At 44.8% G+C, this 25,235-nt stretch carries 20 protein-coding genes; 15 read left to right on the forward strand and 5 right to left on the reverse strand.

Annotated elements, in window-relative coordinates:
• The first annotated feature begins 126 nt into the window (after window positions 1-126).
• The 11 genes from SD450_RS12610 (at window position 127) to SD450_RS12660 (ending at window position 13,177) form a co-directional block, all read left to right on the forward strand.
• Complete coding sequence (locus SD450_RS12610) at window positions 127-582, forward strand: hypothetical protein (protein WP_318344807.1); 456 nt, start codon at window positions 127-129, stop codon at window positions 580-582.
• A gap of 51 nt (window positions 583-633) precedes the next feature.
• Window positions 634-1,464, forward strand: coding sequence for a CvfB family protein (locus SD450_RS12615; RefSeq protein WP_318344808.1), 831 nt, complete (start codon window positions 634-636; stop codon window positions 1,462-1,464).
• 158 nt (window positions 1,465-1,622) lie between these two features.
• Complete coding sequence (locus SD450_RS12620; RefSeq protein WP_318344809.1) at window positions 1,623-2,222, forward strand: SPOR domain-containing protein; 600 nt, start codon at window positions 1,623-1,625, stop codon at window positions 2,220-2,222.
• Window positions 2,223-2,224: 2 nt separating this feature from the next.
• Complete coding sequence (gene menA / locus SD450_RS12625) at window positions 2,225-3,133, forward strand: 1,4-dihydroxy-2-naphthoate octaprenyltransferase (protein WP_318344810.1); 909 nt, start codon at window positions 2,225-2,227, stop codon at window positions 3,131-3,133.
• A gap of 33 nt (window positions 3,134-3,166) precedes the next feature.
• On the forward strand, window positions 3,167-3,919 hold the full coding sequence (locus SD450_RS12630; RefSeq protein ID WP_318344811.1) for a LytR/AlgR family response regulator transcription factor: 753 nt from the start codon (window positions 3,167-3,169) through the stop codon (window positions 3,917-3,919).
• A 546-nt stretch (window positions 3,920-4,465) separates the two neighbouring features.
• Window positions 4,466-6,427 carry a sensor histidine kinase gene (locus tag SD450_RS12635; RefSeq protein ID WP_318344812.1) on the forward strand — a complete coding sequence of 654 codons (1,962 nt, stop codon included), beginning with the start codon at window positions 4,466-4,468 and terminating at the stop codon, window positions 6,425-6,427.
• 81 nt (window positions 6,428-6,508) lie between these two features.
• Window positions 6,509-7,561: an o-succinylbenzoate synthase gene (locus SD450_RS12640; RefSeq protein ID WP_318344813.1), complete on the forward strand. Its 1,053-nt coding sequence runs from the start codon at window positions 6,509-6,511 to the stop codon at window positions 7,559-7,561.
• Window positions 7,552-8,490 carry a CPBP family intramembrane glutamic endopeptidase gene (locus SD450_RS12645; RefSeq protein ID WP_318344814.1) on the forward strand — a complete coding sequence of 313 codons (939 nt, stop codon included), beginning with the start codon at window positions 7,552-7,554 and terminating at the stop codon, window positions 8,488-8,490. Before SD450_RS12640 ends, SD450_RS12645 begins: the two co-directional genes overlap by 10 nt.
• Window positions 8,468-9,550 carry an AMP-binding protein gene (locus SD450_RS12650; RefSeq protein WP_318344815.1) on the forward strand — a complete coding sequence of 361 codons (1,083 nt, stop codon included), beginning with the start codon at window positions 8,468-8,470 and terminating at the stop codon, window positions 9,548-9,550. Before SD450_RS12645 ends, SD450_RS12650 begins: the two co-directional genes overlap by 23 nt.
• A 111-nt stretch (window positions 9,551-9,661) precedes the next feature.
• Complete coding sequence (locus SD450_RS12655) at window positions 9,662-11,767, forward strand: YfbK domain-containing protein (RefSeq protein WP_318344816.1); 2,106 nt, start codon at window positions 9,662-9,664, stop codon at window positions 11,765-11,767.
• Window positions 11,768-11,830: 63 nt separating this feature from the next.
• Window positions 11,831-13,177 carry a M24 family metallopeptidase gene (locus tag SD450_RS12660; protein WP_318344817.1) on the forward strand — a complete coding sequence of 449 codons (1,347 nt, stop codon included), beginning with the start codon at window positions 11,831-11,833 and terminating at the stop codon, window positions 13,175-13,177.
• Window positions 13,178-13,184: 7 nt separating this feature from the next.
• Here the strand turns inward: SD450_RS12660 and SD450_RS12665 are convergent, their stop codons facing one another.
• Window positions 13,185-14,813, reverse strand: a complete 1,629-nt coding sequence (locus SD450_RS12665; protein ID WP_318344818.1) for an acyl-CoA carboxylase subunit beta — start codon at window positions 14,811-14,813, stop codon at window positions 13,185-13,187.
• A 272-nt stretch (window positions 14,814-15,085) separates the two neighbouring features.
• On the opposite strand from SD450_RS12665, the gene SD450_RS12670 reads away from it, so the two are divergent.
• From SD450_RS12670 to ettA, 3 genes are all read left to right on the forward strand, one after another.
• On the forward strand, window positions 15,086-16,069 hold the full coding sequence (locus SD450_RS12670; protein ID WP_318344819.1) for a Gfo/Idh/MocA family protein: 984 nt from the start codon (window positions 15,086-15,088) through the stop codon (window positions 16,067-16,069).
• Window positions 16,070-16,144: 75 nt separating this feature from the next.
• Window positions 16,145-16,321 carry a CAL67264 family membrane protein gene (locus tag SD450_RS12675; RefSeq protein ID WP_164731607.1) on the forward strand — a complete coding sequence of 59 codons (177 nt, stop codon included), beginning with the start codon at window positions 16,145-16,147 and terminating at the stop codon, window positions 16,319-16,321.
• 34 nt (window positions 16,322-16,355) lie between these two features.
• A complete protein-coding gene (gene ettA, locus SD450_RS12680; protein ID WP_318344820.1) occupies window positions 16,356-18,047 on the forward strand; it encodes an energy-dependent translational throttle protein EttA in 1,692 nt (563 codons plus the stop codon).
• A gap of 9 nt (window positions 18,048-18,056) precedes the next feature.
• On the opposite strand, the gene SD450_RS12685 is transcribed toward ettA, so the two are convergent.
• Window positions 18,057-18,725, reverse strand: coding sequence for a hypothetical protein (locus SD450_RS12685; protein WP_318344821.1), 669 nt, complete (start codon window positions 18,723-18,725; stop codon window positions 18,057-18,059).
• A 69-nt stretch (window positions 18,726-18,794) separates the two neighbouring features.
• The gene (locus SD450_RS12690) at window positions 18,795-19,598 is read right to left on the reverse strand and encodes an MBL fold metallo-hydrolase (protein WP_318344822.1); all 804 of its coding nucleotides are present in this window, start codon (window positions 19,596-19,598) and stop codon (window positions 18,795-18,797) included.
• 166 nt (window positions 19,599-19,764) lie between these two features.
• Here SD450_RS12690 and SD450_RS12695 point away from each other — a divergent pair, with 166 nt between their 5' ends.
• Window positions 19,765-20,652, forward strand: coding sequence for a hypothetical protein (locus SD450_RS12695; RefSeq protein WP_318344823.1), 888 nt, complete (start codon window positions 19,765-19,767; stop codon window positions 20,650-20,652).
• 255 nt (window positions 20,653-20,907) lie between these two features.
• Here the strand turns inward: SD450_RS12695 and fumC are convergent, their stop codons facing one another.
• Entirely contained in the window at window positions 20,908-22,305 is a 1,398-nt protein-coding gene (fumC, locus tag SD450_RS12700; RefSeq protein ID WP_318344824.1) for a class II fumarate hydratase, read from the reverse strand.
• A 368-nt stretch (window positions 22,306-22,673) separates the two neighbouring features.
• Window positions 22,674-25,157, reverse strand: a complete 2,484-nt coding sequence (locus SD450_RS12705; protein WP_318344825.1) for an outer membrane beta-barrel family protein — start codon at window positions 25,155-25,157, stop codon at window positions 22,674-22,676.
• Window positions 25,158-25,235 lie beyond the last annotated feature (78 nt).

The raw sequence follows: 25,235 nt of genomic DNA on the forward strand, positions 1-25,235 counted from the left end.
CTACCTTTGTCCTATTATAAAACTGGGAAACCATAACACCCTAAAAGTGCTCCGTAGCACGAGTGTGGGCCTTTTTTTGGGTGATGATGAAGGGACACTGATTTAGTAACCGAAAAATTGTATCAAGTGAACGGCTTGCTAAAGAAAATCACTCTAAAAAAAGAATTCTTGTTTGATGGTTCAATAGAGGAATTAAATGAAAAGTTGCGCATACAGAACAATCAAAAATTTCGTGTAAAATGGATTGACTATAAATCATTTAAATTTTTGGCAAAATTTTCAATTGGCACATTGATTTTCCGATATACACCTTCTATTATTGAGGGAATAAAAGGATATGCCGATTTGGATGAAATGGAAACTGGAAAAGTAAAAGTCACTTTATCGACTAAAGTTCGAATCGAGTTGTATATATTTCTAGTAATAATTATTGTTGGGTTTATTGCGGCATTATTTGTCAATAAAAATATTCCAATAGGACTTTCTTTATTTACCCCAATCGTATTGATTTGGTTTTGGTTTGTTTATAGAGTGCAAGAGAAAATATTATTTAAGAAGGTTGAAACATATTTGTGCCAATAAGTTGTTTTGGTGATTTACTTCATCAATCTTTACACTTTGATTTAATATTGAATGATACGGCTAGGAGATTACAATACTTTAAAAATACTGAGGTCAACGAGTGTGGGCCTTTTTTTGGGCGACGATGAAGGGACCGAGATCCTTTTGCCGAACAAATACGTGCCCGAAGACTTCGAGATCGACATGGAACTGGAGGTGTTCTGCTATTTGGACAATAGCGAGCGACCCGTGGCCACTACGCTGAAACCCTACGTTACCCGAAATGGCTTTGCCTTTTTGAAGGTTGCGGAAGTCGGTTCGTATGGTGCCTTCTTGGATTGGGGGCTGGAAAAACATTTGCTTGTTCCCTTTAGGGAACAGACCCAACGCATGGAAGCCGGAAAGAAGTATGTGGTACATTGCTACATGGATGAAGAGAGCATGCGGCTCACCGGTTCCGGTCGCGTAGAAAAGTTTTTGTCCAACCAAGGGGCAGAATATGAGACCAACGCCGAGGTAGATCTGTTGGTGTACCGAAAAACCCCTTTGGGTTGGGAAGTGATCGTGGACCACAAACACAAAGGACTTATTTTTGATAGTGACATCTTCAAACCGATTTCTGTGGGGGACCGTTTGAGGGGGTTTGTGAAAAATGTGCGAGACGACCACAAGATAGATATTTCCCTACAGCCCATCGGTGCCAAAATGTTGGAACCCACCGCAAAGATCATCCATGACAAGTTGCAGGAAAACAATGGCTTTTTGCCACTCCATGATAAATCTTCGCCCGAAGAAATCCAAAAAACGCTCCACTTGAGCAAAAAGGCGTTCAAAAAAGGAGTAGGCATTCTGTATAGGCAACGCAAGATCAATATTCAGGACGATGGTATCTATCTGCTGTAAAAAAGGATAGGACAATTGACATTTATCTCTTTTTGACATTAATTTCATACCGCTAAGTTTTTTTCTTTCCCTAAAAATTTTACATTTGTAGTTATACCGATTAACTTATTGACAACTACGTTATTAGCATTGCTGATAATTTATAACCCCTTGACAATATGCCTTTTATTGAAGAAAGCGATTTGTTGGATCTACACAAGGACATTGATAAGGCCCAGATCATCAATGAAAGATTGCTGGACCAGATAAAATATAAGAACAAAGACCTGCGAAAACTGAAGTTGCAGCGGAATATCCTTTTGGGCTTTGTGGGGCTGTTTGTCATTGGTACTCTGGCCATTACGTCGTTCACGGCGGGCCTTAGCACCAAGCAGTCCTTTGAGAACCAGAACAACCTTTTGGTATCGATAGACAGTTTGGACGCCATAAAGAACAGGATAGACAATCTGAAGGTGCAGAACGAGGAGCTCAGTCTGGTGAAGGAGTTTTACTTGGCCAAGGAATTCCTCAACAAGGAAAAGATCTATTCCGTTCAGGTAAAATCGTTCGTGGACAACAATGTCACTTTGGCTTCTGAGGCACTTACCAACACCCTTTTTGTGAAGACCAATCCTTTTTATGCCTATTCCCTCGGGACTTTTGAGACCCTTTCCGAAGCACAGTCCTTCAGGGCGCAATTGGTGCAGATGGGTTTCAAGGATGCCTTTGTGGCATCGTACAAGGATGGAAAAAGGATTAAGATAGAAGAACCTTTTTAGTATTGGGAAAAACAAAGACTTGGGTGCGGGCCGCCAGACTGCGGACCCTTCCCCTTTCCCTCTCGGGAATTATCGTGGGCACTGCCATGGCAGCCAGACAAGGTTTTTTTGAACTGGATATTTTTCTGCTCGCCCTGTTGACCACCGTAGGTTTTCAGGTCACCTCCAATTTTGCCAATGATTATGGCGATGGGGTAAAGGGAACCGATAGCGAGGACAGGATAGGCCCACAAAGGGTCCTACAAAGCGGTCTTCTTTCCAGAGCGGCACTCAAAAAGGGGATCATTGTTTCGATAGCCATATCCATGCTTTTGGCCATTGTGCTGATCTATAGAGCATTTGGCGTGGAAAACTTGGCCTATATCACCATTTTTTTCATTTTGGGGGCCCTGAGTATCTGGGCGGCCATCAAATATACCATGGGTTCCAATCCTTATGGCTACAGGGGCTTGGGAGACCTTTACGTCTTCCTGTTTTTTGGCTTGCTAGGTGTTTTGGGCAGTATGTTCCTCTACACAAAAACCTTGGATTGGCCCTCCGTTCTTCCTGCAATAGGTTTGGGGCTGTTGTGCGTGGGGGTGCTCAACCTGAACAATCTCAGGGACGTAGTGTCCGATAAGAAACATGGGAAGATCACTTTAGTGGTGAAAATGGGATTTGATAAGGGAAAGCGATACCATTTTCTGCTAATGGGCACCGCTTTTTTGTGCTTTATATTGTACATTGTAATAGCGGAGATCGGCTGGAGGCAAGGGTATTTCATGTTGGCCTTTATACCCATTTTCATACACCTGCTAAAAGTGATGAAAACACACGATCCGGGACTGCTCGACGGGGAACTTAAGAAATTGGCACTCAGTTCTTTTCTGCTTGCCACACTCTTCTTCCCTGCAATTAATATTTTTTTGTAAATTTGATATACAACCAGATAAACTTTAGGGAACTTGGAACATCCAATTAAAATTTTGATCGTAGAGGATAATGTCATCATTGCCGATGACATGCAGTCCATGCTTGAGGAAATCGGCTATGAGATCGTGGACAATGTCATTGTCTATGAGCAGGCCGTTGAGGTATTGAAGAACAACCATGTGGACCTGGTGTTGATCGATATTATTTTGGCATCGGATAAGACGGGGATAGACCTGGGCAAGCACATCAGGGAATCATACAACATCCCGTTCATATTCGTTACCTCCAACTCGGATAGGGCCACAGTGGAAAACGCGAAGACGGTGAAGCCGGATGGATATTTGGTAAAACCCTTTGAGCAGCAGGACCTTTATACCTCCATTGAAATTGCCTTGTCCAATTTCAACTACAACAAAAAGGACTCGAACAGGGACATTGATGATGTGGGGGAGAGTTTTACCTCCAATTCCGTGCTGAAGGATTCCATCTTCGTTAAAAAGCAGCACCTGTACTATAGGATCCAGTTCAGTGATATCCAGTTCATCAAAGCGGACAATGTATATCTAGAGGTGAACACGGCCGACAAGAAATTCCTGGTACGTTCCCCATTGAAGGATTACCTGGAAAAACTGCCGGGCAACAAGTTCTACAGGGCCCATAAGTCCTACATTGTGAACGTGGACCACATCGATGCCATCAATTCCAAGGACGTGGTGATCAACAATAACCTGATTCCCATTTCCAAGGACTTCAAGGAGTTTATCCTTTCATCAATGAACAGCTAGTTCATTTCCCATTAGAGAACACACAACAAGATACCGTGCCCCTTTTGGGGCATTTTTTTATGCCGTCCATCCAATTCCAACAGATGACCACAACTTTTGGGACCTTCACAACAATGTTTTTGGTCTTGGGGATGTCGTCTGTACTTTAGCAGTGTAATAATTCAGAAAGTAATTTTTTCATTTTCATATAGTGTTCTCGTAAAAGGGTCTTGTGGTAAAAAGCAAGGCCTTTTTTGATTTTATAGGTATTGATTTTGCTCATCGATTCCATGAAATGCACAAAACATCGGTAAAATGCCACTTCGCATACACAAGGTGTCTTTTCACAACAGAAAATGACTATTTCACAACAATACTGGGCAAGTCTTTTGGTTTGGATTTAATTTTGGAGCCAAACTAGCGTTCTCTATATACCCCATACTTGGTTTTTCGGCCATGCTTTCCGCATTTCTGAAATCACTTTGTTTTTAAGGGGAAAAGAGATAAAAAAGGGCACAAAATTATCGGACCGTGGATGCATCCATGGTTTCCGTATCAGTTAAATTAATGGGACGTTACGTAAGATTCTTATTCACCGCTATATATTTTGTCTTTCTTTTCAGTGCTTCGGCCCAGAGTCCCAATGATGGGGAGCGAAGTGTACTGAAGGAATTTGAGAATGTCAGCAGCCCATCACAAAGGTTCGATGTTTTCTTCAATTCGGTCAATAGGTACAATGTGAATTCGGCCTATGATTGGCTGGATACTGTCAAAATATACCTCGCCAATTCCCAAAAGACCAACGATACTGTCGCCACACGGCTCTACAAAGTGATGGAGGCCCAGTTGTACAATGATCTGGGCGAATATGACAAGAGCATTGCACTGGCAAAGGAACTGCATGAGGACAAGGACTCTTTGGACATGGACCTCCACAAGATAGTCCTGGACGTGTTGGACAACAACTACGCCAACCTACAGATGTACGACAAGCAGATAGAGGTCCGCAAGGAAAAACGTGAACTGGGAATCACCGAGAACGTGTCTTTCTACGATATATACAGTAATCTGGGGCTCTACAGAAAGGCAAGGGACCAATACATCATGGAGGTAAAGCCCACCATTGCGGACAACGAAACCTACAAACTGGCCCAATACCATAGCAAAGTGGGCAATTATTTGCGATTGGACGATTCGGCACCCACCGCACTGAGCGAACTGAAAAAGGCTAAGGCGTACTTGGATGTGTACCTGAACGATATCTCCACCCAAAAGAGTGAGCAGGATATTTTTGAGAGCGAACTTCTCAAAGCCGAAATAGAGGGAAACATTGCCAAATGCCATGTGATGATGGGTGAATATGAAACAGCCATCCCCCTTCTTGAGGAAAGCATAGAAGCTCTTGAGACATCTTCAAAGAACGGCCACAAAAGCGAGGTCATCGACAATACTTTGTATTTGGCCAAGGCCAATCTTCAATTGGAGCGCTTCAACGCGGCAAAAAAATACCTCGACATTGATTTTGAGAACATCAACATCTTTCAGACCATTGAACGAAACAGTTTGTTGGCCGCTTTTTATGATAAGGTGGAGAACTTCAAAAATGCCACTATTTACTATAAGCGAAACGAGCGGATAAAGGATTCGCTGGCACAAAAGCAATCGGCACTCATCAAGCAGCAACTGGTCACCATTGTGGCCAATGAGGACCTTCAAAATTCTCAAAGACTCATCGATGAGCAAAAACGGATAAACGAGCAGGTGCGAAGTGATATGAAGGCCAAGGATGAACGCATCAACCTAGTGTTCATATCATTGATATTCACTTTGTTGGGTTTTGCAGGATTGGTCTATGCCTATCTAAAAAGTATCAAGAACCAGCGTCTCATTTCCGAGCAAAAACACATCATCGAAAATGCGTTGGTGGAGAAGGATTCCCTTTTGAAGGAAATCCACCATAGGGTGAAGAACAACCTGCAAATGGTTTCCAGTTTGTTGAGCCTACAGACCAAGAATACCCGAAGCAAGGCTGCCATCGAGGCCTTGGAAGAAGGAAAGAGCCGGGTGAAGGCCATGGCACTGATCCACCAAAAACTGTATCAGAACGACGACCTTTCCGTCATAGAGATGCAGGGGTACATCGAGAGTTTGATCAACAGTGTCCAATCGGTCTATAAAAAAGGAGGGCACAACATCAGCATCACCATTGATGCCGAAGGCACAGAATTGGATATCGATCGTGCCATACCCTTCGGATTGATCTTGAACGAACTCGTCTCCAATTCCTTCAAATACGCTTTCCCGGATAATGATGATAATGGAAAGATCTACATCCATTTGCGCAAAAATGGGGACCAAGGCTATTTTGAATACACGGACAATGGGGTGGGACTTCCCGAAGATGCCGAGGAGCGGGCCCATTCTTCCATGGGAATCCGTTTGATGAACCGTTTGGTGAACCAATTGCAATCCAAACTGAACATTGATCGGGACAGCGAAGGGGTACGCTTCTGGTTCAATTTCAGCTAAAGATTTTCAGCGATTCAACACATTACTGCATCCAGTGATTGTCGCTAAGACCCAAAATATGGTTACATTTGGGACCATTCCATGGAAGCAAGCTACAAGAAGTACACCCTTGATTTTAAAGTGCCAAGCGGTACCTCCCGCGGCATATTGACCCAGAAGGAAACCTGGTTTTTGGTGCTTCGGGACCATGGACGCTTTGGAATAGGGGAGTGCGGCATTCTACGCGGACTGAGCGTTGACGATATGCCAGATTACGAGGAAAAACTGGCATGGACCTGCAAGAACATCCATTTGGGTCTGGAACCATTGCTAAACAGATTGATGGAATACCCTTCGATCCAATTTGGTCTGGAGCAGGTTTTTCTTTCGGTGGCGGCCAATGACCCTTTTGAACTTTTTCCATCAGATTTTACCCAAAAACAAGCACCCATTCCCATAAATGGGCTCATTTGGATGGGTAACGAGGCATACATGCTCCAACAACTGGAACAGAAGCTCAAGGAAGGTTTCCTGTGTATCAAAATGAAGATTGGGGCCATTGAGTTTGAAAAGGAACTTTCCATCTTGAGATCCATCCGAAACAACTTTTCCCCAGATGAGATTGAACTAAGGGTAGATGCCAACGGGGCTTTTTCTGTGGAGGAAGCTATGGAAAAACTTGAGCGATTATCAGCGTTCAGCATCCATTCCATTGAACAGCCCATACGGCAAGGACAGTGGGATGCCATGGCAGAGCTTTGTGAAGACACCCCTTTGCCCATCGCTTTGGATGAAGAATTGATTGGCATTTTTTCTGTAACACAAAAACAGAAATTGCTACAAACCATACAACCACAATATATGATATTGAAGCCGAGTTTGGTGGGCGGTTTCGCAGGGAGCCAGCAATGGATAGAACTGGCGGAAAAGCAACAAATAGGGTGGTGGATCACCAGTGCCTTGGAAAGCAATATAGGCCTGAACGCCATAGCGCAATGGACATTCACCCAAAACAACAATATGCCCCAAGGATTGGGAACGGGGAGTTTGTACACCAACAACATAGAAAGCCCATTGCAGGTGGTTGGCGGAAAACTGGTGTATGGAAACACCAAGGAATGGAATGTGGATTTAATCAAAAAAATATGTACATAGAACAAGTGTATAAAGGAAACGAAGGTCTTTGGAAGTATTTGGTGCTCCCACTGGGCTTTATTGGTTTTATGGTGTACAATTATATTGTCACTGTCAATTCGAACATTGATATTGAGGTGATGATGCAGAAGTTAATTGAGCGGGTAGGCTCGAATATGGTACTGATTATTCTTTTGGCACCTTTGGTGGCCGGTTTTTTTGTGGTCTTGGGATGGACAGTATTTGTCCATCAGCAGTCGATAACGGCATTGACGACTTCGAGAAAGCGAATTGACTGGAAGCGGATTTTTTTCGCATTTGGATTATGGAGCGTGATCACGATTGTGCTTACAGGCATCGATATCTATTCTTCTCCCGAGGATTATGTACTGAATTTCGATTTGATGAAGTTCATTCCCTTGGCCATCATTGCCATCCTTTTGATTCCGTTGCAGACGAGTTTTGAGGAATACTTGTTCCGTGGACATATGATGCAGGGGTTGGGGCTGGCGGTCAGAAACCGGTGGTTGCCCTTGGTGGTCACATCCACTTTATTTGGATTGATGCACATTGCCAATCCGGAAGTGGAAAAATTGGGGTACAGTCTGCTCATCTACTATATTGGAACGGGATTCTTTTTGGGCATTTTGACCCTTATGGACGAGGGTTTGGAGCTGGCCCTGGGCTTTCATGCCGCCAATAACCTCATCACTGCCCTTTTGGTCACTGCCGATTGGACCGCATTTCAGACCAATTCCATTTATAAGGACATTTCGGAGCCTGAATTGGGGTGGGATGCTATCATGCCCGTATTTGTTGTCTTTCCCATATTGCTGTTCATTTTTTCCAAAGTATATAAATGGAAAAACTGGAAGGACAGGCTTTTCGGAAGAGTGTTGAGCAAGGAAGAATTTGTGGCCCTTAGCGATGGAGAATCCAATTTGGCATAACATCCATCCTGATTTTAGGTTCAATGGGTTTTCCTTGGTTCTGGGGGACCTGTCCGAGATGGGCTACAGTTTGACAAAGGAAGGGGCTCCATTCGAGGTCCCATTGGGCGAGTTTTTAGTGGACTGGGCATCGGATGCATCTACTTTGGAAGTCAGTACTTCGGGTTCTACAGGGAAACCCAAAAAAATCACCCTCAACAAGGAGCAGATGGTCAATTCAGCCTTGGCCACAGCGACCTATTTTCAATTGAAACCCAAACAGAAGGCTCTTTTATGCCTTCCATCCACTGGCATTGCCGGAAAGATGATGCTTGTCAGGGCCATGGTCCTAGGATTGCATCTGGATGTTGTGGAACCTTCGTCCACACCTTTGGTCTTCAACGGAAAAGCTTATGATTTTGTGGCGATGGTGCCTATGCAGGCCCAAAAGTCGTTGGACCAATTGCATCGGGTGAGTACTTTGATCGTTGGGGGCGCCCCAGTTGATGCCACGCTGAAGAACCAATTGGGATTGCTCTCCACCAAAGTTTATGAAACATATGGGATGACGGAGACCATCACCCATATCGCTGTCAAAGAAATTGCTCCTGAGCCACAGGATTATTTTGAAACCCTGTCAGACATCAGCGTCACTACGGACGAGAGAGGGTGCTTGGTCATCGATGCTCCCAAGATTTCCGAGGAGAAAGTCATCACCAATGATTTGGTGGAGCTGGTGGGTCAGAATCATTTCAAATGGTTGGGTCGATTCGATGCGATCATCAATTCCGGGGGCGTCAAGCTGGTTCCCGAAGTCATTGAGGACAAGTTGGCCGCCATCTTGAAAACCCGCTTTTTTGTTGCCGGAATACCGGACGAAACCTTGGGTCGGCAATTGGTGCTGGTCGTGGAAGCCGACCCTGAACCTTTTGATGAAAAGACACTAATGAACCAAATCAAAGGATTGAAAAGTCTCTCCAAATACGAGATGCCCAAGAAAGTTTTCGTAGTAAGGACTTTTTCTGAGACATCCACGAAAAAGATAGATCGTTCCAAAACGCTGGCAACGATTATTCGCTAAACTCACCCAAAAGTTGCGTTCACTTCATCACTGCTCGGGATAACTCATTCCGAATTTTCCTTTTTGGTTTTTCATGATAGGTTAGGGGTAAATCTAAAAACCGTGTCAATTATGAAAAATCAAGTTTTACTTTTTCTGCTGGCGTTTTGCCTACAGGTTACCGCACAAGAGCATCTGGTTTCGGGTGTGGTGACGGATGCTACCAACACCCCGATTCCTGGAGTGAATGTGATCGTGAAAGGGACCTCGAAAGGAACCCAGACCAATTTTGATGGTCAGTACAGTATTGTGGCCCAAAAAGGCCAGACATTGGTTTTTTCCTTCATTGGCTTCAAAACATTGGAAGTAAAGATTGGGGAGAGCAAAACAGTCAATGTACAAATGGAGGAGGATGCCCAAAAGTTGGATGAAATTGTAGTGGTTGGCTACGGCATAAAAAGGGAGAAAAAGGCTTTAGGATATGCCGTCACATCTGTGCAGTCACCTGCTCAAATAGAACGTCAAAAGCAAAGATCATATCACCAATCCATAGCACAGGTATTGCAAGGGACGGTGCCCGGGAAAAATATAGTTTCAAATAGTGCCACTCCCAACATTAAAATCAGGGGTGCTGCAGCCATCAAAAAAACGGAAGTGCCCTTATATATTGTTGACGGCGTCCCCATTCAGAAAATGAACAACGAAGTAATACAAAAGTTAGATCCATCAACCATTGATAAAATAAACATTTATAAAGGCGCAAAAGCACGACAACTTTTTGGTTCATCTGCAAAAGATGGCTGTATTGTGATTACCACCAAAAAAGGAAACTATCAAATCGTAAATGATGAAAATTATGCGCAAATAACCGAGAACAATTTTGAGCATGTATCATTGAACCCCTTGTCTACCTTTTCGATAGATGTGGACAAAGCTTCCTATAGCAATATCAGGAGAATGATCAACAATGGTCAGGATATCCCTGTTGATGCTGTAAAAATTGAAGAAATGGTCAACTATTTTACGTATCAATACCCTCAACCAACGGAACATCCATTTTCAATCAATACAGAAGTCGTACGTACGCCTTGGAACAAAGACACCAAATTGGTCAGGATAGGGCTTCAGGGGAAGACCTATTTAGATGAAGAACTTCCTCCTTCAAACCTTACTTTTTTAATTGATGTTTCAGGTTCCATGGGCAGTGCCAATAAGTTACCATTGCTGAAATCAGCCTTCAAGCTGTTGGTCAATCAGTTGAGGGAAAAAGACAAGGTGTCCATTGTCGTGTATGCCGGAGCTGCCGGTGAGGTTTTGAAACCTACACGAGGAGATAAAAAAGAAGAAATCATAAATGCCATTGATAACTTGGAATCGGGAGGTTCAACGGCTGGCGGGGCAGGAATAGAATTAGCTTATAGTCTAGCTGAAAGGAACTTCATCAAAAATGGGAACAACAGGGTAATCTTGGCAACTGATGGAGATTTCAACGTGGGCCCCTCAAGTGACAAGGATATGGAAAAACTGATTGAAGAAAAGCGTAAAACAGGTGTTTTCTTATCTGTACTTGGTTTTGGAATGGGGAATTACAAAGATTCCAAAATGGAGAAGCTGGCAGATAAAGGAAATGGGAACCACGCTTATATAGACACTATGCAAGAGGCACAAAAAGTTTTTGGACAAGAGTTTGGAGGCACTTTATATACCATTGCCAAAGATGTAAAAATACAAGTCGAGTTTAATCCTGCGATTGTCAAAGGGTATCGTTTGATCGGGTATGAGAATAGAATGCTAGAAGACGAAGACTTTATTGATGATACCAAGGATGCAGGAGAATTGGGAAGCGGTCATACCGTAACTGCTCTCTATGAAATTATACCCATTGGAGTGGATAGTCCCTACATGAAGCCAGTTCACGATTTAAAATATTCCAAGAACGGAAGTTCTGGAGTGTCCAATGAATTGTTGACCGTAAAGTTTAGATATAAGAAGCCCGACGGGGACAAGAGCATTGAGATTTCACACAGTGTTGACAATGAGCTAAATGAGATTTCGTCTGATTCTAGTTTTGCAGCAGCAGTCGCCTTATTTGGGCTACATCTTAGAAAATCGCAATATACCAATGGCAGTAACTTGGAGGATGTTATTTCCCTTGCGGAGAAAGGGCTGAAGTTTGACAAGGATGGTTATAGGGCTGAGTTTGTCCGGCTGGTCAAATTATATCCAAATAGTCTCTAAAAAGTGCCTTAGGGCACTTTTTTTATTTCTGCCAAAAGCTGTATTTTCAGCTAAAAATCAACCATGCGAAAAACCATTCAACTCATTCTGTTTGTATTGCCCACTATCATGTTCTCCCAACAAATTCTCCCCGAAGTGGAGCGGGCCAAGGTAGTGGACGAAATCTTGGAGGAACGTTTCAATCATTTGCTTCCAGATCTGATGGACAAGACCGGTATTGATATGTGGATTGTCATTTCCAGGGAATACAATGAAGACCCTGTCATACGCACCATGCTGCCCGCCACATGGTTGAACGCCAGACGGAGGACCATCCTTCTTTTTTACCGTAACACGGCAAAGAATACCATTGATAAGTTGGCGGTGGCCCGCTATGATGTCGGCAAGAGCATCCGTTCAGCTTGGGACAAGGATAAGGAACCTGACCAATGGAAAAGGTTGATGGAACTCATTTCGGAACGGAATCCGAATAAGATTGGGCTCAATTTTTCAAAGGACCACAATATTGCGGACGGATTGGACAAGACCGATTATGACGAATTCATGGCCAATCTGCCCAAAAAATACCATTCCAAGGTTGTATCTGCCGAACAATTGGCAGTGCGTTGGATCGAGACCCGTACCCCGAGGGAAATGGTCATTTATAACCAATTGGTGGACATTACCCATGACATCATTGCCGAAGCCTTCTCTGAAAAGGTCATCACACCCGGGATTACGACCACGACTGAGGTGGAATGGTGGATGCGTCAAAAAGTGACCAATCTGGGCCTGGAAACCTGGTTCCATCCCACAGTGGACATCCAAAGGACAAGTGAGGAATTGGTCAGCCATCTCTATTCATTTTCAGGGAGACCGGACAATATGGTGATACAACCGGGAGACTTGCTCCATTGTGATTTTGGAATTACTTACCTACGGCTCAACACCGATTGTCAAGAGTTGGCCTATGTGTTGAAGCCAGAGGAAAAAACACCTCCTTCATTTTTGGTGGAGGCCTTGAACGACGGCAATCGTGTGCAGGACTTTTTGACCCAGAACATGGTCGAGGGGAAAGTCGGGAACGCTATTTTGGCCAAAGCACTGCAAGAAGCAAAGGATGCGGGGCTACGTCCCTCCATTTATACCCATCCATTGGGCACGTATGGGCATTCTGCGGGCACCACTATCGGTATGTGGGATGCACAAGGAGGCGTCATGAAGGATGATGGCGAGAACTATCCGCTCAACCCGAACACCGTCTATGCCATTGAACTCAATACCACGGTCCATATCCCGGAATGGAAGCGCGACATCCGCATCATGCTGGAAGAAGCAGGTTTCTTCGGTGAGGAGGGATTCCGATACGTAAATGGACGACAGACCGAGTTGCTATTGATTCCTAGGCCCAAGCCACAATTGGGAAATTAGGGTTAGGTCACACCTGCAACACGCCTAGGTTGAACTGTTTCTCAATAGGGGCATGGTTGGCCGCCTCGATTCCCATGGAGATCCATTTTCGGGTGTCCATAGGGTCTATAATGGCATCTGTCCACAATCGGGCAGCGGCATGATAGGGTGAAATTTGGTCATCATACCGTTTCTTGATCTTGTCAAAAAGCGCTTTTTCCTTTTCTGGATCTAAAGGCTCCCCATTTTTTTCCAAACTGGCCTTCTCTATCTGCATCAGTACTTTTGCTGCTGAATTTCCACTCATTACGGCAAGTTCCGCACTGGGCCAAGCCACGATCAATCTCGGATCATATGCTTTTCCGCACATGGCATAGTTCCCGGCACCATAACTGTTGCCAATCACAATCGTGAATTTGGGCACGACGGAATTACTCACGGCATTCACCATTTTTGCACCATCTTTGATGATGCCTCCATGTTCACTTTTACTGCCCACCATAAAACCGGTGACATCCTGAAGAAACACGAGCGGGATTTTCTTTTGGTTGCAATTGGCAATGAAACGGGTGGCCTTGTCCGCAGAATCGGAATAGATGACCCCGCCAAACTGCATTTCGCCCTGTTTTGTCTTTACTACCTTGCGTTGGTTGGCCACAATGCCCACGGCCCAACCATCGATACGGGCATAACCGGTCAAAATGGTCTTGCCATAGCCTTCCTTATATTGTTCAAATTCGGAATCGTCCACCAAACGTTTGATGATTTCCAGCATATCGTATTGGTCACTACGCGAAGAAGGGAGGATGCCATAAATGTCTTCTGGGTTTTCCGTAGGTTTTTTGGCTTCCATACGATTGAAACCGGCCTTTTCAAAATCCCCGATCTTGCTGACGATGTTCTTGATCTTATCCAAGGCATCCTTATCGTCCTTGGCCTTATAATCGGTGACCCCGCTGATCTCGGAATGTGTTGTGGCACCGCCCAGCGTTTCGTTGTCAATACTTTCCCCGATGGCCGCCTTCACCAAATAACTTCCTGCCAAGAAAATACTTCCCGTTTTATCCACGATCAAGGCTTCGTCGCTCATAATGGGTAAGTAGGCCCCACCGGCCACACAACTTCCCATGACCGCAGAAATTTGGGTAATGCCCATGCTGCTCATCACCGCATTGTTCCTAAAAATGCGCCCAAAATGTTCCTTATCTGGAAATATTTCATCCTGCATGGGCAGGTAAACCCCAGCACTGTCCACCAAATAGATGATGGGCAACCTGTTCTCAATGGAAATTTCCTGTGCCCTGAGGTTTTTCTTTCCCGTGATGGGGAACCATGCCCCGGCTTTCACAGTGGCATCATTAGCGACAATTATGCATTGTTTTCCCTGCACATAACCAATTTTCACGACTACACCACCTGATGGGCAACCACCGTGTTCCTCGTACATTCCTTCCCCTGCAAAAGCACCGATTTCAATGGAAGGTGCATCCTTGTCCAACAAATAATCGATACGCTCCCTGGCCGTCATCTTGCCTTTGGCATGATGGTTCTCGATGCGCTTTTTGCCTCCCCCCAATTTCACTTGTGCCAATCTTCGCCTAAGGTCCGATAGCATTAGTTTATTATGGTCTTCGTTTTTGTTGAAATTGATGTCCATGGTTCCACAAATTCGTTTAGTCGGCTAAAGATAAGGAGTTATAGGAATTAACCTTTATTGCTTTTTGGGATATATTGTTGGAGCGAGTTGTCAGTTCGAGTTTTTTCACTTGTGAAAAAGTATCGAGAACTAGGGTATATATAGGAAAATGAACATTCTCGATACCTGCCTTTGCCGGCAGGCAGGCAATTTTTCTCGCAATCGCTCCAAAAATCACTCGAATTGACTTGCACGTCTGAAAGCATGTTGGGAATCATTACTTTTGATGTTATATGGACAACAAGATCAAATGGGGCATTGTGGGCCCGGGAAAGATAGCCACAAAATTCATTGAAGACTTAAAACTGGTGCAGGATGCGGAAATCACTGCCGTAGCGTCCAGGTCTTTGGAAAGGGCACAAAGTTTTGCATCAACCTTCAATATCGCCCACGTATTTGGCAATTATGATGAACTTTTCGACTCGGATGTAGTGGATGTACTGTACATCGCCACTCCTCACAATTTCCATAAGGAATTGGCCATAAAGGCCATGGAAAAGGGTAAACATGTGCTCTGCGAAAAACCTTTGGGCGTCAACAGAAAGGAGGTGGTTGAGATTGTGGAAGCTGCAAAAAAGAACAAGGTGTTCATGATGGAGGCCCTTTGGTCCAGGTTCAATCCTACCATACAAAAAGTAAAGGAACTCGTGGAAGATGGCACCCTGGGGGAGATCACATACCTTCATGCCGATTTTGCGTTTTATGCCCTGGATAGGGGTATGGATTCCCGCTTGCTCAACCCAAACCTAGCTTCTGGATCGTTGTTGGATATTGGTATCTATCCGATCTTCTTGGCGTACTTTGTCTTGGGAATGCCGGAAAGAGTGGAGGCAGTATCCACTTTCCATGAAAACGGTACCGAATTGCAGACCTCAATGATTTTTTATTATCCTAGTGCACAAGCCCTCTTGTATAGTGGTTTTAGCGGAAGGTCCAAAATGGAGGCCGAGATTTCCGGAACCCAAGGAGAGGTGTATCTTCGCCCCAGATGGCATGAAGCCAATGGATTCTCTTTGGTGAAAAACGGAGTGATGGAAGAGTTCGATCTTCCGCTCCAGGGCACGGGATATTTCTATGAAATAAATGAGGTGAACCAATGCATCAGGGCGGGCAAGACAGAAAGTGGACTATGGTCACATCAAAATAGTCTGGATATAGCGGAATTGCTTGATAGGGTTCGTAGGAAATGTGGGATAAGGTTTCCTTTCGAGCTATAAAAACCTTTGATCTAGCATTTGCATTATTCCATTTTTTCCGATATTTGGGCTTCTTCAGAACAATTAACAATGGGAATGAACAAGAACACGGTGCTCGCTTGGGCCACATGGATCATGATTTTTGTAGGACTGGGAATGATTGCACTGGGTGCCTTCAAATATGATGAAGTAGCTGGATATGGTTTCGGAGCGGTAGGTATCGGTTTTTTTGCTATTGCTTGGGTATTCAATGCCCTCAAGGGTCGTGTGTGACCTTTCTTTTCACTAATAATTAAAAACACAACCAATGTCAGACGATAAAAAGGTCATTTTTTCAATGTCCGGGGTCACCAAGACCTATAAAACGGCCAATACTCCCGTACTCAAAAATATCTACCTGAGCTTTTTCTATGGAGCCAAAATTGGGATCTTGGGTCTCAATGGTTCCGGTAAATCCACTTTGCTCAAGATCATTGCCGGGGTGGACAAAAACTATCAGGGTGATGTGGTCTTCTCCCCGGGATATACTGTTGGCTATTTGGAACAAGAGCCACAACTGGACGAAGAAAAGACCGTTCTCGAAGTGGTCCGCGAAGGAGTGGCCGATACTGTGGCCATTTTGGACGAATACAATAAGATCAACGATATGTTCGGTCTGCCCGAGGTCTATGAGGACCCGGACAAAATGCAAAAGTTGATGGACAAGCAGGCCGCGCTCCAAGATCAGATCGATGCTTCCAACGCTTGGGAACTCGACACCAAGTTGGAAATAGCGATGGATGCGCTCCGTACTCCCGAATCCGACAAGAAAATTGGGGTTCTGTCCGGTGGGGAAAGAAGAAGGGTGGCCCTGTGCCGTTTATTGCTGCAGGAACCCGATGTGCTACTGTTGGATGAGCCTACCAACCACTTGGATGCAGAATCCGTGCATTGGTTGGAGCACCATTTGGCACAATATAAAGGAACGGTGATCGCCGTTACCCACGACCGTTACTTTTTGGACAATGTGGCCGGTTGGATCTTGGAGTTGGACAGGGGAGAAGGCATTCCATGGAAAGGAAACTATTCGGGCTGGTTGGATCAAAAGGCCAAGCGTTTGGCCCAGGAGAGCAAGCAGGCCTCCAAACGTCAAAAGACCTTGGAACGAGAACTGGAATGGGTGCGACAAGGAGCCAAGGGAAGACAGGCCAAGCAAAAGGCCCGTTTGAGCAACTATGACAAATTGCTCAGCCAAGACCAAAAACAGGTAGAGGAGAAGTTGGAGATCTATATCCCCAATGGACCACGATTGGGCACCAATGTGATCGAAGCCAAGGGAGTAAGCAAAGCTTATGGTGATAAATTGCTCTATGAAGACCTGAACTTTAAGCTGCCCCAAGCGGGTATTGTGGGAATCATTGGCCCGAACGGTGCCGGTAAGACCACCATTTTTAGGATGATCATGGGCGAGGAAACACCTGATAAAGGAGAGTTCGTTGTAGGTGACACGGCCAAGTTGGCCTATGTGGACCAGAGCCACTCCAACATCGACCCTGAAAAATCCATCTGGGAAAATTTCAGCGATGGACAGGAATTGGTGATGATGGGAGGGAAGCAAGTAAATTCCAGGGCCTATCTCAGCCGTTTCAATTTTTCTGGAAGCGAACAGAACAAGAAGGTGAACATGCTTTCAGGAGGGGAGCGAAACCGACTCCATTTGGCGATGACCCTAAAAGAAGAAGGAAACGTGTTGCTTTTGGATGAGCCAACCAATGACCTGGACGTGAACACCCTTCGGGCTTTGGAAGAAGGTCTGGAGAATTTTGCAGGCTGTGCGGTCATCATCTCCCACGATAGGTGGTTCTTGGATAGGATATGTACGCATATCCTTGCCTTTGAAGGGGATTCGCAGGTATATTTCTTTGAAGGATCCTTCTCTGACTACGAGGAAAACAAAAAGAAACGCTTGGGCGCGGATATTATGCCCAAGCGTATCAAATATAAAAAACTGACGAGGTAGGGAAGTAATTTATTCTCCACCCATATTTTTCAATCCGGTCTCCAAGAGTTTTTTTGCCTTTTCCAGATAAGCTTTTTGATGGGCTGAAAGACTATTGGGGTCATTGTTCCCATCAACAGGGACTGTTCCTATGGTCTTGGACAGTTCCACCAGATTTTGGATGGCCTGTTCAGCGGATTGTAACTTATCGCTGGCATGCTTCTCAAAAACTTTGATCATTTCGAGTTCCATGGAATTGGCACTGCCCGTTTCCTGCACTACACTAGGGGTAGACTCATTTACGACCATTGTACTAGTTGTCGATGTGCCCAAAGTACATTGGTCGATGAAGGTGATGAGCTCGTTGATCTCGGCCATACCCTTCTTGGTGAAGAAACGACCAGCTTCCCAGTCGGCAGGCTCAATGGCCTTGTCCAAGGTTTCCATCGCATCGATGGTTTTGTCCTCGGTCTTGGCACAATCACATTCATCCATATAGGATTTGGCGTTTTCCAATGCCTCCCAGGCCCTTTCGGCATAGTACATCTGATGCTCGAAATTGGTGGCCGTCATTGCTTTTTTGCAATGGTTGAGGGCATAGGTTACCTTGGAATAAAAATTGTCACATTGGTTGGGGTAAGTAGCCTGTATGGCCAAAAAGAAGGCCAATGCTACTAGAACACGGGATTTGGGAGCCATGGTCAAGTATTAGATTTGGTTAATAAGTTTGTAATGTAAACGGTAAAATGTTGTGATTATTTCGTGGTGTCAAAAATCATCGTTGGGATACCAATCCAATTGCACCACTTTGATATCAGGATTTCCTTGGTTGACGATTTGTTTGAACTTTGCCACATCACTGACATCGGGCCTGCCCCTAAAATGATAGGGATATACCTCTTTGGGCTTGAACTCGAGTACTGCATCCGCAGCACTTTCCACGGTCATAGTGTAGGGTAGGTTCATGCACACAAAGGCCTTGTCAATGTTTTCAAGGGCACGCATTTCAGGAATGTCCTCCGTATCCCCGGAAAAATAGAGGCGCTCATCACCAAAGGTAATCACATAACCGTTGCCTCTGCCTTTGACATGGAAATCCTTGGCTTCCTCCCTTAGGTTGTACATAGGGATGGCCTCTATGCCAATGCCTGAAAGCTCCCTTGTCTCTCCATTGCCCATTATTTCCAGCTTCAAACCTGAATCCTCAGGAATTTGGTCGGCCACGGCTTGAGGCAGCACGATCGTGGCATTCTCTGTGTCCAGTTCTTGGAGGGTCTCCAAGCTGAAGTGGTCGCCATGGATATCGGTGATCAAAATCAGGTCAGGGGATTTTTGGCCTTCAAAAACCGATTTGCCACCAACCGGGTCTATATATAAGGTAACATCTCCCAATTCCAAAACCGCAGTGGCATGTTCGATTGGAATTATTTCAGCGGCAGGGGGATTATCCTCAACCACCGCAACTTCATCTTCGGAAGCTACCGAAGCTTCTTCCTGCTTTTTCTCCTTTTCCTTGCACGAAACAGAGAATATCAACAGAGCGCTGGCAATAAAAAGTATATTTTTTTTCATAGTGGCATCTTTTTTAAATCCTTTTAAAATTAAGGTATAAGTATTTCAATGAATATTTTTTGATGTTTTTTTTTCTTTAATAATCCAAATTTTGATCTAAAGCGTATATAATCCAAATGCGATTGATTAAAAACCTTAAACGAGAAATCAATTAACACAAAAAGTTATGACTGAAACAAAGAATAACAACGGATTGAAGGTAATAGCAGGATTGTTGGGTGTGGTTCTTTTGGGCACCATCATCTATACCGTGAGTCTTTACCAGGATAAGAAGAAAACTACAGACGCTCTTACCCAAGAGAAGGAATTGGTTGTTGCCGACTTGAACAACTTGAAGTCTGAGTATGACAAGGCCATTTTGGAGAGCAATGCCACCAATGAGGAATTGGTCGCTGCGCGTGACAACATTGCAAAGTACATCGACTCTGTACAAGGAATGAAAGCTGATATCGCTTCTTTGTCTCGTTACAGAAGACAAGTGGATGTCCTAAAAGCTGAAAGGGAAAAATTATTGAAGCAAGTGGATTCCTTGACACAATCCAACAGCTTGTTGGCCATGCAACGTGACAGCACGTTTACCGAATTGGAGAAGCAAACAGTGTTCAACGATTCCCTAGTGGTACAGAACACCCAATTGGCCGATGCCGTGGAAAGAGGTTCTGCACTTAGCCTTTCCAGCTTTACTGTGGATGCAGTTAGGGAAAGAAACAGTGGAAAATTGGTATCCACTTCCAGAGCTAGGGCTACTGACAAATTCAAAGTATGCTTTACTGTGGCCGATAACGTAATCGCCGAGGCCGGTGACAGAGAATTCTATATTGAAGTTCTTGATCCACAAGGAAACGTTTTGGGAGATAGTTACACCAAATCCACCGAGGAAGGTGCCAACATCACCTATAGCAAAGGAACCAATTTCTACTATGAGAACAGCACCTTGGATGTTTGTGACTACATCAACAAACCTGGTGATGAGTTCCCTAAAGGAAATTACATGGTAAATGTATATGACAACAAATTGAAGTTGTTGGGTACTTCCAAGTTCGAGTTGAAATAATTACACACTATCCATAAATGCCAAAAAGCCCGTCCAATTTAGGACGGGCTTTTTTTGAATATATTTTTGCACAAATGATCCGTTGGGTATTTTGACTGAAATTTGTCAGTTCGAGTGATTTTTCGGAAGAAAAATTTTATCGAGAACCAAATTTTCAGTCTAAAAACCGATTCTCGATACAAAATTCCTTTTGGAATTTCACTCGAATTGACGGTTTTGACATAAGAAACCTTTCAAAATGCAAGCGTGCACAAACTATTTAAGGCTGCCCACCATATCCTCAGGGCGCACCCATTCGTCATACTCTTCCGGGGTCACGTATCCTAAATTGACGGCTTCTTCACGCAACGTGGTCCCGTTCTTATGGGCCGTATTGGCAATCTCCGCCGCCTTGTAGTAACCAATTTTGGTGTTCAAGGCCGTTACCAGCATCAACGAATTGTTCAATAAAGTTTTGATGACCTCATGGTTGGGCTCTATGCCCACTGCACAGTTCTCATCAAAGCTGACACAGGCGTCCCCAAGCAACTCTGCAGATTGTAGGATGTTGGCCGCCATCATAGGTTTGAACACGTTCAACTCATAATGTCCTTGCGTACCACCCACGGCTATGGCCACATCATTGCCCATCACCTGGGCGCATACCATAGTCAAGGCCTCGCATTGGGTGGGGTTCACTTTTCCGGGCATGATGGAACTCCCCGGTTCATTGGCTGGGATAATGATCTCACCGATTCCCGATCTAGGGCCGGAAGCCATCATCCGTATATCGTTCGCAATTTTATTCAAGGAAACTGCCAATTGTTTCAAGGCGCCGTGGCTCTCCACAATGGCATCGTGGGCGGCAAGCGCCTCGAATTTATTTTCAGCAGTGACAAAAGGCAGTCCGGTAAACTCGGCAATATATTTGGCCACGAGCACATCATATCCTTCGGGGGTGTTCAGACCTGTACCTACGGCCGTTCCGCCAAGGGCAAGTTCCGCCAAATGTGGCAAGGTGTTCTTTAGGGCCTTGATCCCATGTTGCAATTGGGAAACATAGCCCGAAAACTCCTGTCCCAAGGTCAGGGGAGTGGCGTCCATAAGGTGGGTACGCCCTATTTTGACCACATTTTTGAACTCCTTGGACTTTTTCTCCAAAGTATTCTTGAGTTGTTCCACACCGGGAATGGTCACTTCCACAATCTTTTTATAGGCCGCAATGTGCATGCCGGTCGGGAAGGTGTCGTTGGAGGATTGGCTTTTGTTCACATCGTCGTTGGGCTGTATTGTTTTTTCACCCTCACCGATTTTTTTGCCTGCAATCTCATGGGCCCTGTTGGCAATGACCTCGTTCACGTTCATGTTGCTCTGCGTGCCGGAACCCGTTTGCCAGATCACCAAGGGAAATTGGTCGTCATGCTTGCCCGTAAGGATTTCATCACATACCTGTGCAATAAGGTCCCTTTTTTCTTGGCCCAATACGCCCAGGTCATGATTCGCATAGGCTGCCGCCTTTTTCAGATAGGCAAAGCCATACACAATATCCAAGGGCATGGATGCCGATGGGCCGATTTTAAAATTGTTTCGGGAACGCTCGGTCTGTGCTCCCCAATACTTGTCCGCGGGCACTTTGACCTCGCCCATGGTATCCTTTTCAATCCTAAAACTCATTTTTTCAAAATTTATACCCACAAAGGTAGTGGATAGGGCTTTTATTTGGTAGGGGATTGGGGGAAATGCACTTTTTTTTGGCCCGTGATTTGCTTTTTTTGAGGAGAACGAGGTATCTTTGTTTCAACTAAAGGAAGAAAAATGTTTGAATTTGACCAATATTTAGGTTTTTTAGCTTTTTTGACGATTTTGACCATCGGGTTTTGGTTGATGATTTTCTTGTTGACCTTTGTGGTCCCTTACTGGTTGATCGGCAACCTACGGGAAATGTATAAAGAACGAAAAGAGGCCAAACGGGCCCAATTGAATAAATAAAAAAAGAAGCCAATTTGGCTTCTTTTTTTGTCTTGGATGGTTGGTCTTTCTCTTTAAAACTGTCCTTCACCTTCCTCATAATCCCCTTGTCTTTCTTGATTCTGACGGTTGCGTTCCTTGGATTGGTTAAACCTATAGATCAGGGAAAGGTTCACCTGTCGTTGTCTCCATTGGAACTCACTGTCCGAAGTAAAGGTAGGTGTTTGTGTAAAAGATCTACGTTTCCTGGAATTGAAAACATCGCTCACGTTCAATGAAAGAGTGGCCTTGTCCTTGAAGAGATCCTTGCTCATGGCGAGGTTCAAGGAGAACATGGCCTTGTCCTTGGTCTGTGCATTCTGCCGTGGACCCATGTAGAACGAATTGGCTTGCAGATCTATCTTGGCAGGAAGGGTAAATTTGGAACTCAACCTAGCGAACCAACTGGAATTTTCGGTACCATAATCCACTCCGTTGAAAAATCCATCGGTCTTGAACGTAAAAAAGTTGAAGCTACTGTTCAATCGCAACCACTTCACAGGACTATAGATCATTCCTGCTTCCGCACCGATACGCTCATTGGTGGAAAGGTTGATGGGTATGGATCGTATGATCTGGATGCCATCAGAGGTCACTTCGCCCGTTTCCTCCTGGATGCGCTCGAAGGAATTGGTCTCTCTTTGATAATAAACCGATGAAGTGAAGGTAAGCTCTTTCCATCGTTTCAAGTATCCAATATCAAACGCGTTGGCGTAAGCGGGGTCCAAATCGGGGTTCCCTTGAAAAACATTGGTCCTACTGGATCGGGAAGGGAAAGGGTTGATGAACCAGCCCCTGGGCCTGTTGATCCTTCGGTTATAGCCAACGGAAACATTGGCGGTTTCAGAAATTTCATAAATAAGGTTGACGGTAGGGAACAGTCCAAGATAGTTCTTGTCAAAATTCAAGTCCACATCCTCACCCAAAATCTCTTCCAATGCCTCACTGTCAATTTCAGAATCCACGCTACCCTTCATCTGGGTGTTTTCCAAACGGAGACCCAAGAGCATGGAAAACTTACCATATTTGTTGCCGTACTGGGTATAGAGGGCATTCACGTTTTCATGATAGGTGAACACGTTGGTGAGGTCCAAATTGGTCTCAAAATTTCCAGTTCCCTGGTTCAGGGTGTCCAATTGGTAATCGTTGATCTCTTTTTCAAACGTCCCCCGGTAACCTGCCTCAAATTGGGCTTCGCCCATGGGCAGCACATAGTCTATCTGCGCTAAAATGTCGTCTTGGGTCTGGATTTCATTGATGTTTTCCAATGCCAACAAATTTTGGTTGGGGACCACATTGTTTTCCTGGATCTCGGTGAACACGGATTCATCATCATAGGAATATTGGAAATCCGCGGTCAGTTTGTGCCCATCATCATTGAAATTATTGGTATAGTTCAAGGAGACTTGGTAACTGTTGTCGTTTTCGTTTTGGTCCTCGCTCCTGAACGTACGGCTGTCGAGGTTTCCGTCAGCAAAACGTTGGTTGTCGTTTTCGGTCAGGTCATTTTCGTCCGACCATCGATAGAAAAAACTACCGGTAACCGATGATTTCTCCGTGAGGAAATATTCCATACCAATGTTCACGTTGAAGCCCTCATTGTTTCTGGTAATGTCCCTGTCCTCAAAGATCCTGTCAAATTCGCTGGCATCACTGAGGTAAGTATTGTCAAAACGGCCACCTCCAGGGGATTCTCCACGGAAATATCCCAAGGTGTTGAAAATATTGAATTTGTCCGTTCTCAGGTTGAAGTTGGTCGTGGTCCTGGCATTGAAGGGCACTCCCACAGTGGCATTCACAGAACCGTTGATGCCCAAGGTCTTTTCTTTTTTAAGGACGATGTTGAGGATACCCGCCGTTCCTTCCGCATCATATCGGGCAGAGGGACTGGTGATCACTTCCACTTTTTCAATGGCATCCGCGGGCAATTGCTGCAGCACATCGGTGGAACCAAAACCGGCTAGGGCAGAGGGTTTTCCATTGATCAAGATTCGGACGTTGTCGTTCCCCCGAAGACTGATGCCCCCTTCCACATCCACCGAAACCGATGGGATATTATTGAGTGCATCGCTGACATTTCCACCACTGGTCGTGATATCTTTTCCAATGTTATAGATTTTTTTGTCCAAACGCACCTCGACGGTAGTTTTTTCCCCGATCACTTCCACTTCTTGTAACTGTGCCACATCGGGTGACAATCTTATGGAGCCGAGATCTATGGAAGAGTTGTAGGTCTGCCCATCTCGGGCATAGGTCTTATAGGAAATGTATTCCACACGGATATTATAGGTGCCGGGTGCTGTTTCAATTTCAAAAGCACCACTGGGGTCGGTGATCCCACCGGTGACTTGGCTGGGGTCGTCGGCTTTTTGCAGTACAAAAGTGGCGTATTCCAAAGGTTGTCCACTGTCGGAATCCAATATTTTACCTGAAATGGTGATGGATTTTTGGTTTTGCTGGGCTTGCCCTGTGAATGGAATAAGGGCCAACAGCAACAACGGGATAATAATCCTGCGCATAGTTCGATTTTAGGTGGCAAAATTGGGTGGAAAAAAAGAGGTGAAGAAATTATTGTCTCCCAACAACGGATTTGGGCC

Origin of the sequence: Flagellimonas baculiformis (genome assembly GCF_033441575.1) — a bacterium.
GTDB classification, from domain to species: Bacteria; Bacteroidota; Bacteroidia; order Flavobacteriales; family Flavobacteriaceae; genus Flagellimonas; species Flagellimonas baculiformis.

Coding starts and splice junctions, on each gene's coding strand:
- SD450_RS12615 (WP_318344808.1), top strand. CDS start 634: ATGATACGGCTAGGAGATTACAATACTTTAAAAATACTGAGGTCAACG.
- SD450_RS12620 (WP_318344809.1), top strand. CDS start 1,623: ATGCCTTTTATTGAAGAAAGCGATTTGTTGGATCTACACAAGGACATT.
- SD450_RS12635 (WP_318344812.1), top strand. CDS start 4,466: ATGGGACGTTACGTAAGATTCTTATTCACCGCTATATATTTTGTCTTT.
- SD450_RS12640 (WP_318344813.1), top strand. CDS start 6,509: ATGGAAGCAAGCTACAAGAAGTACACCCTTGATTTTAAAGTGCCAAGC.
- SD450_RS12645 (WP_318344814.1), top strand. CDS start 7,552: ATGTACATAGAACAAGTGTATAAAGGAAACGAAGGTCTTTGGAAGTAT.
- SD450_RS12650 (WP_318344815.1), top strand. CDS start 8,468: ATGGAGAATCCAATTTGGCATAACATCCATCCTGATTTTAGGTTCAAT.
- SD450_RS12655 (WP_318344816.1), top strand. CDS start 9,662: ATGAAAAATCAAGTTTTACTTTTTCTGCTGGCGTTTTGCCTACAGGTT.
- SD450_RS12660 (WP_318344817.1), top strand. CDS start 11,831: ATGCGAAAAACCATTCAACTCATTCTGTTTGTATTGCCCACTATCATG.
- SD450_RS12665 (WP_318344818.1), bottom strand. CDS start 14,813: ATGGACATCAATTTCAACAAAAACGAAGACCATAATAAACTAATGCTA.
- SD450_RS12670 (WP_318344819.1), top strand. CDS start 15,086: ATGGACAACAAGATCAAATGGGGCATTGTGGGCCCGGGAAAGATAGCC.
- SD450_RS12675 (WP_164731607.1), top strand. CDS start 16,145: ATGAACAAGAACACGGTGCTCGCTTGGGCCACATGGATCATGATTTTT.
- ettA (WP_318344820.1), top strand. CDS start 16,356: ATGTCAGACGATAAAAAGGTCATTTTTTCAATGTCCGGGGTCACCAAG.
- SD450_RS12685 (WP_318344821.1), bottom strand. CDS start 18,725: ATGGCTCCCAAATCCCGTGTTCTAGTAGCATTGGCCTTCTTTTTGGCC.
- SD450_RS12690 (WP_318344822.1), bottom strand. CDS start 19,598: ATGAAAAAAAATATACTTTTTATTGCCAGCGCTCTGTTGATATTCTCT.
- SD450_RS12695 (WP_318344823.1), top strand. CDS start 19,765: ATGACTGAAACAAAGAATAACAACGGATTGAAGGTAATAGCAGGATTG.
- fumC (WP_318344824.1), bottom strand. CDS start 22,305: ATGAGTTTTAGGATTGAAAAGGATACCATGGGCGAGGTCAAAGTGCCC.
- SD450_RS12705 (WP_318344825.1), bottom strand. CDS start 25,157: ATGCGCAGGATTATTATCCCGTTGTTGCTGTTGGCCCTTATTCCATTC.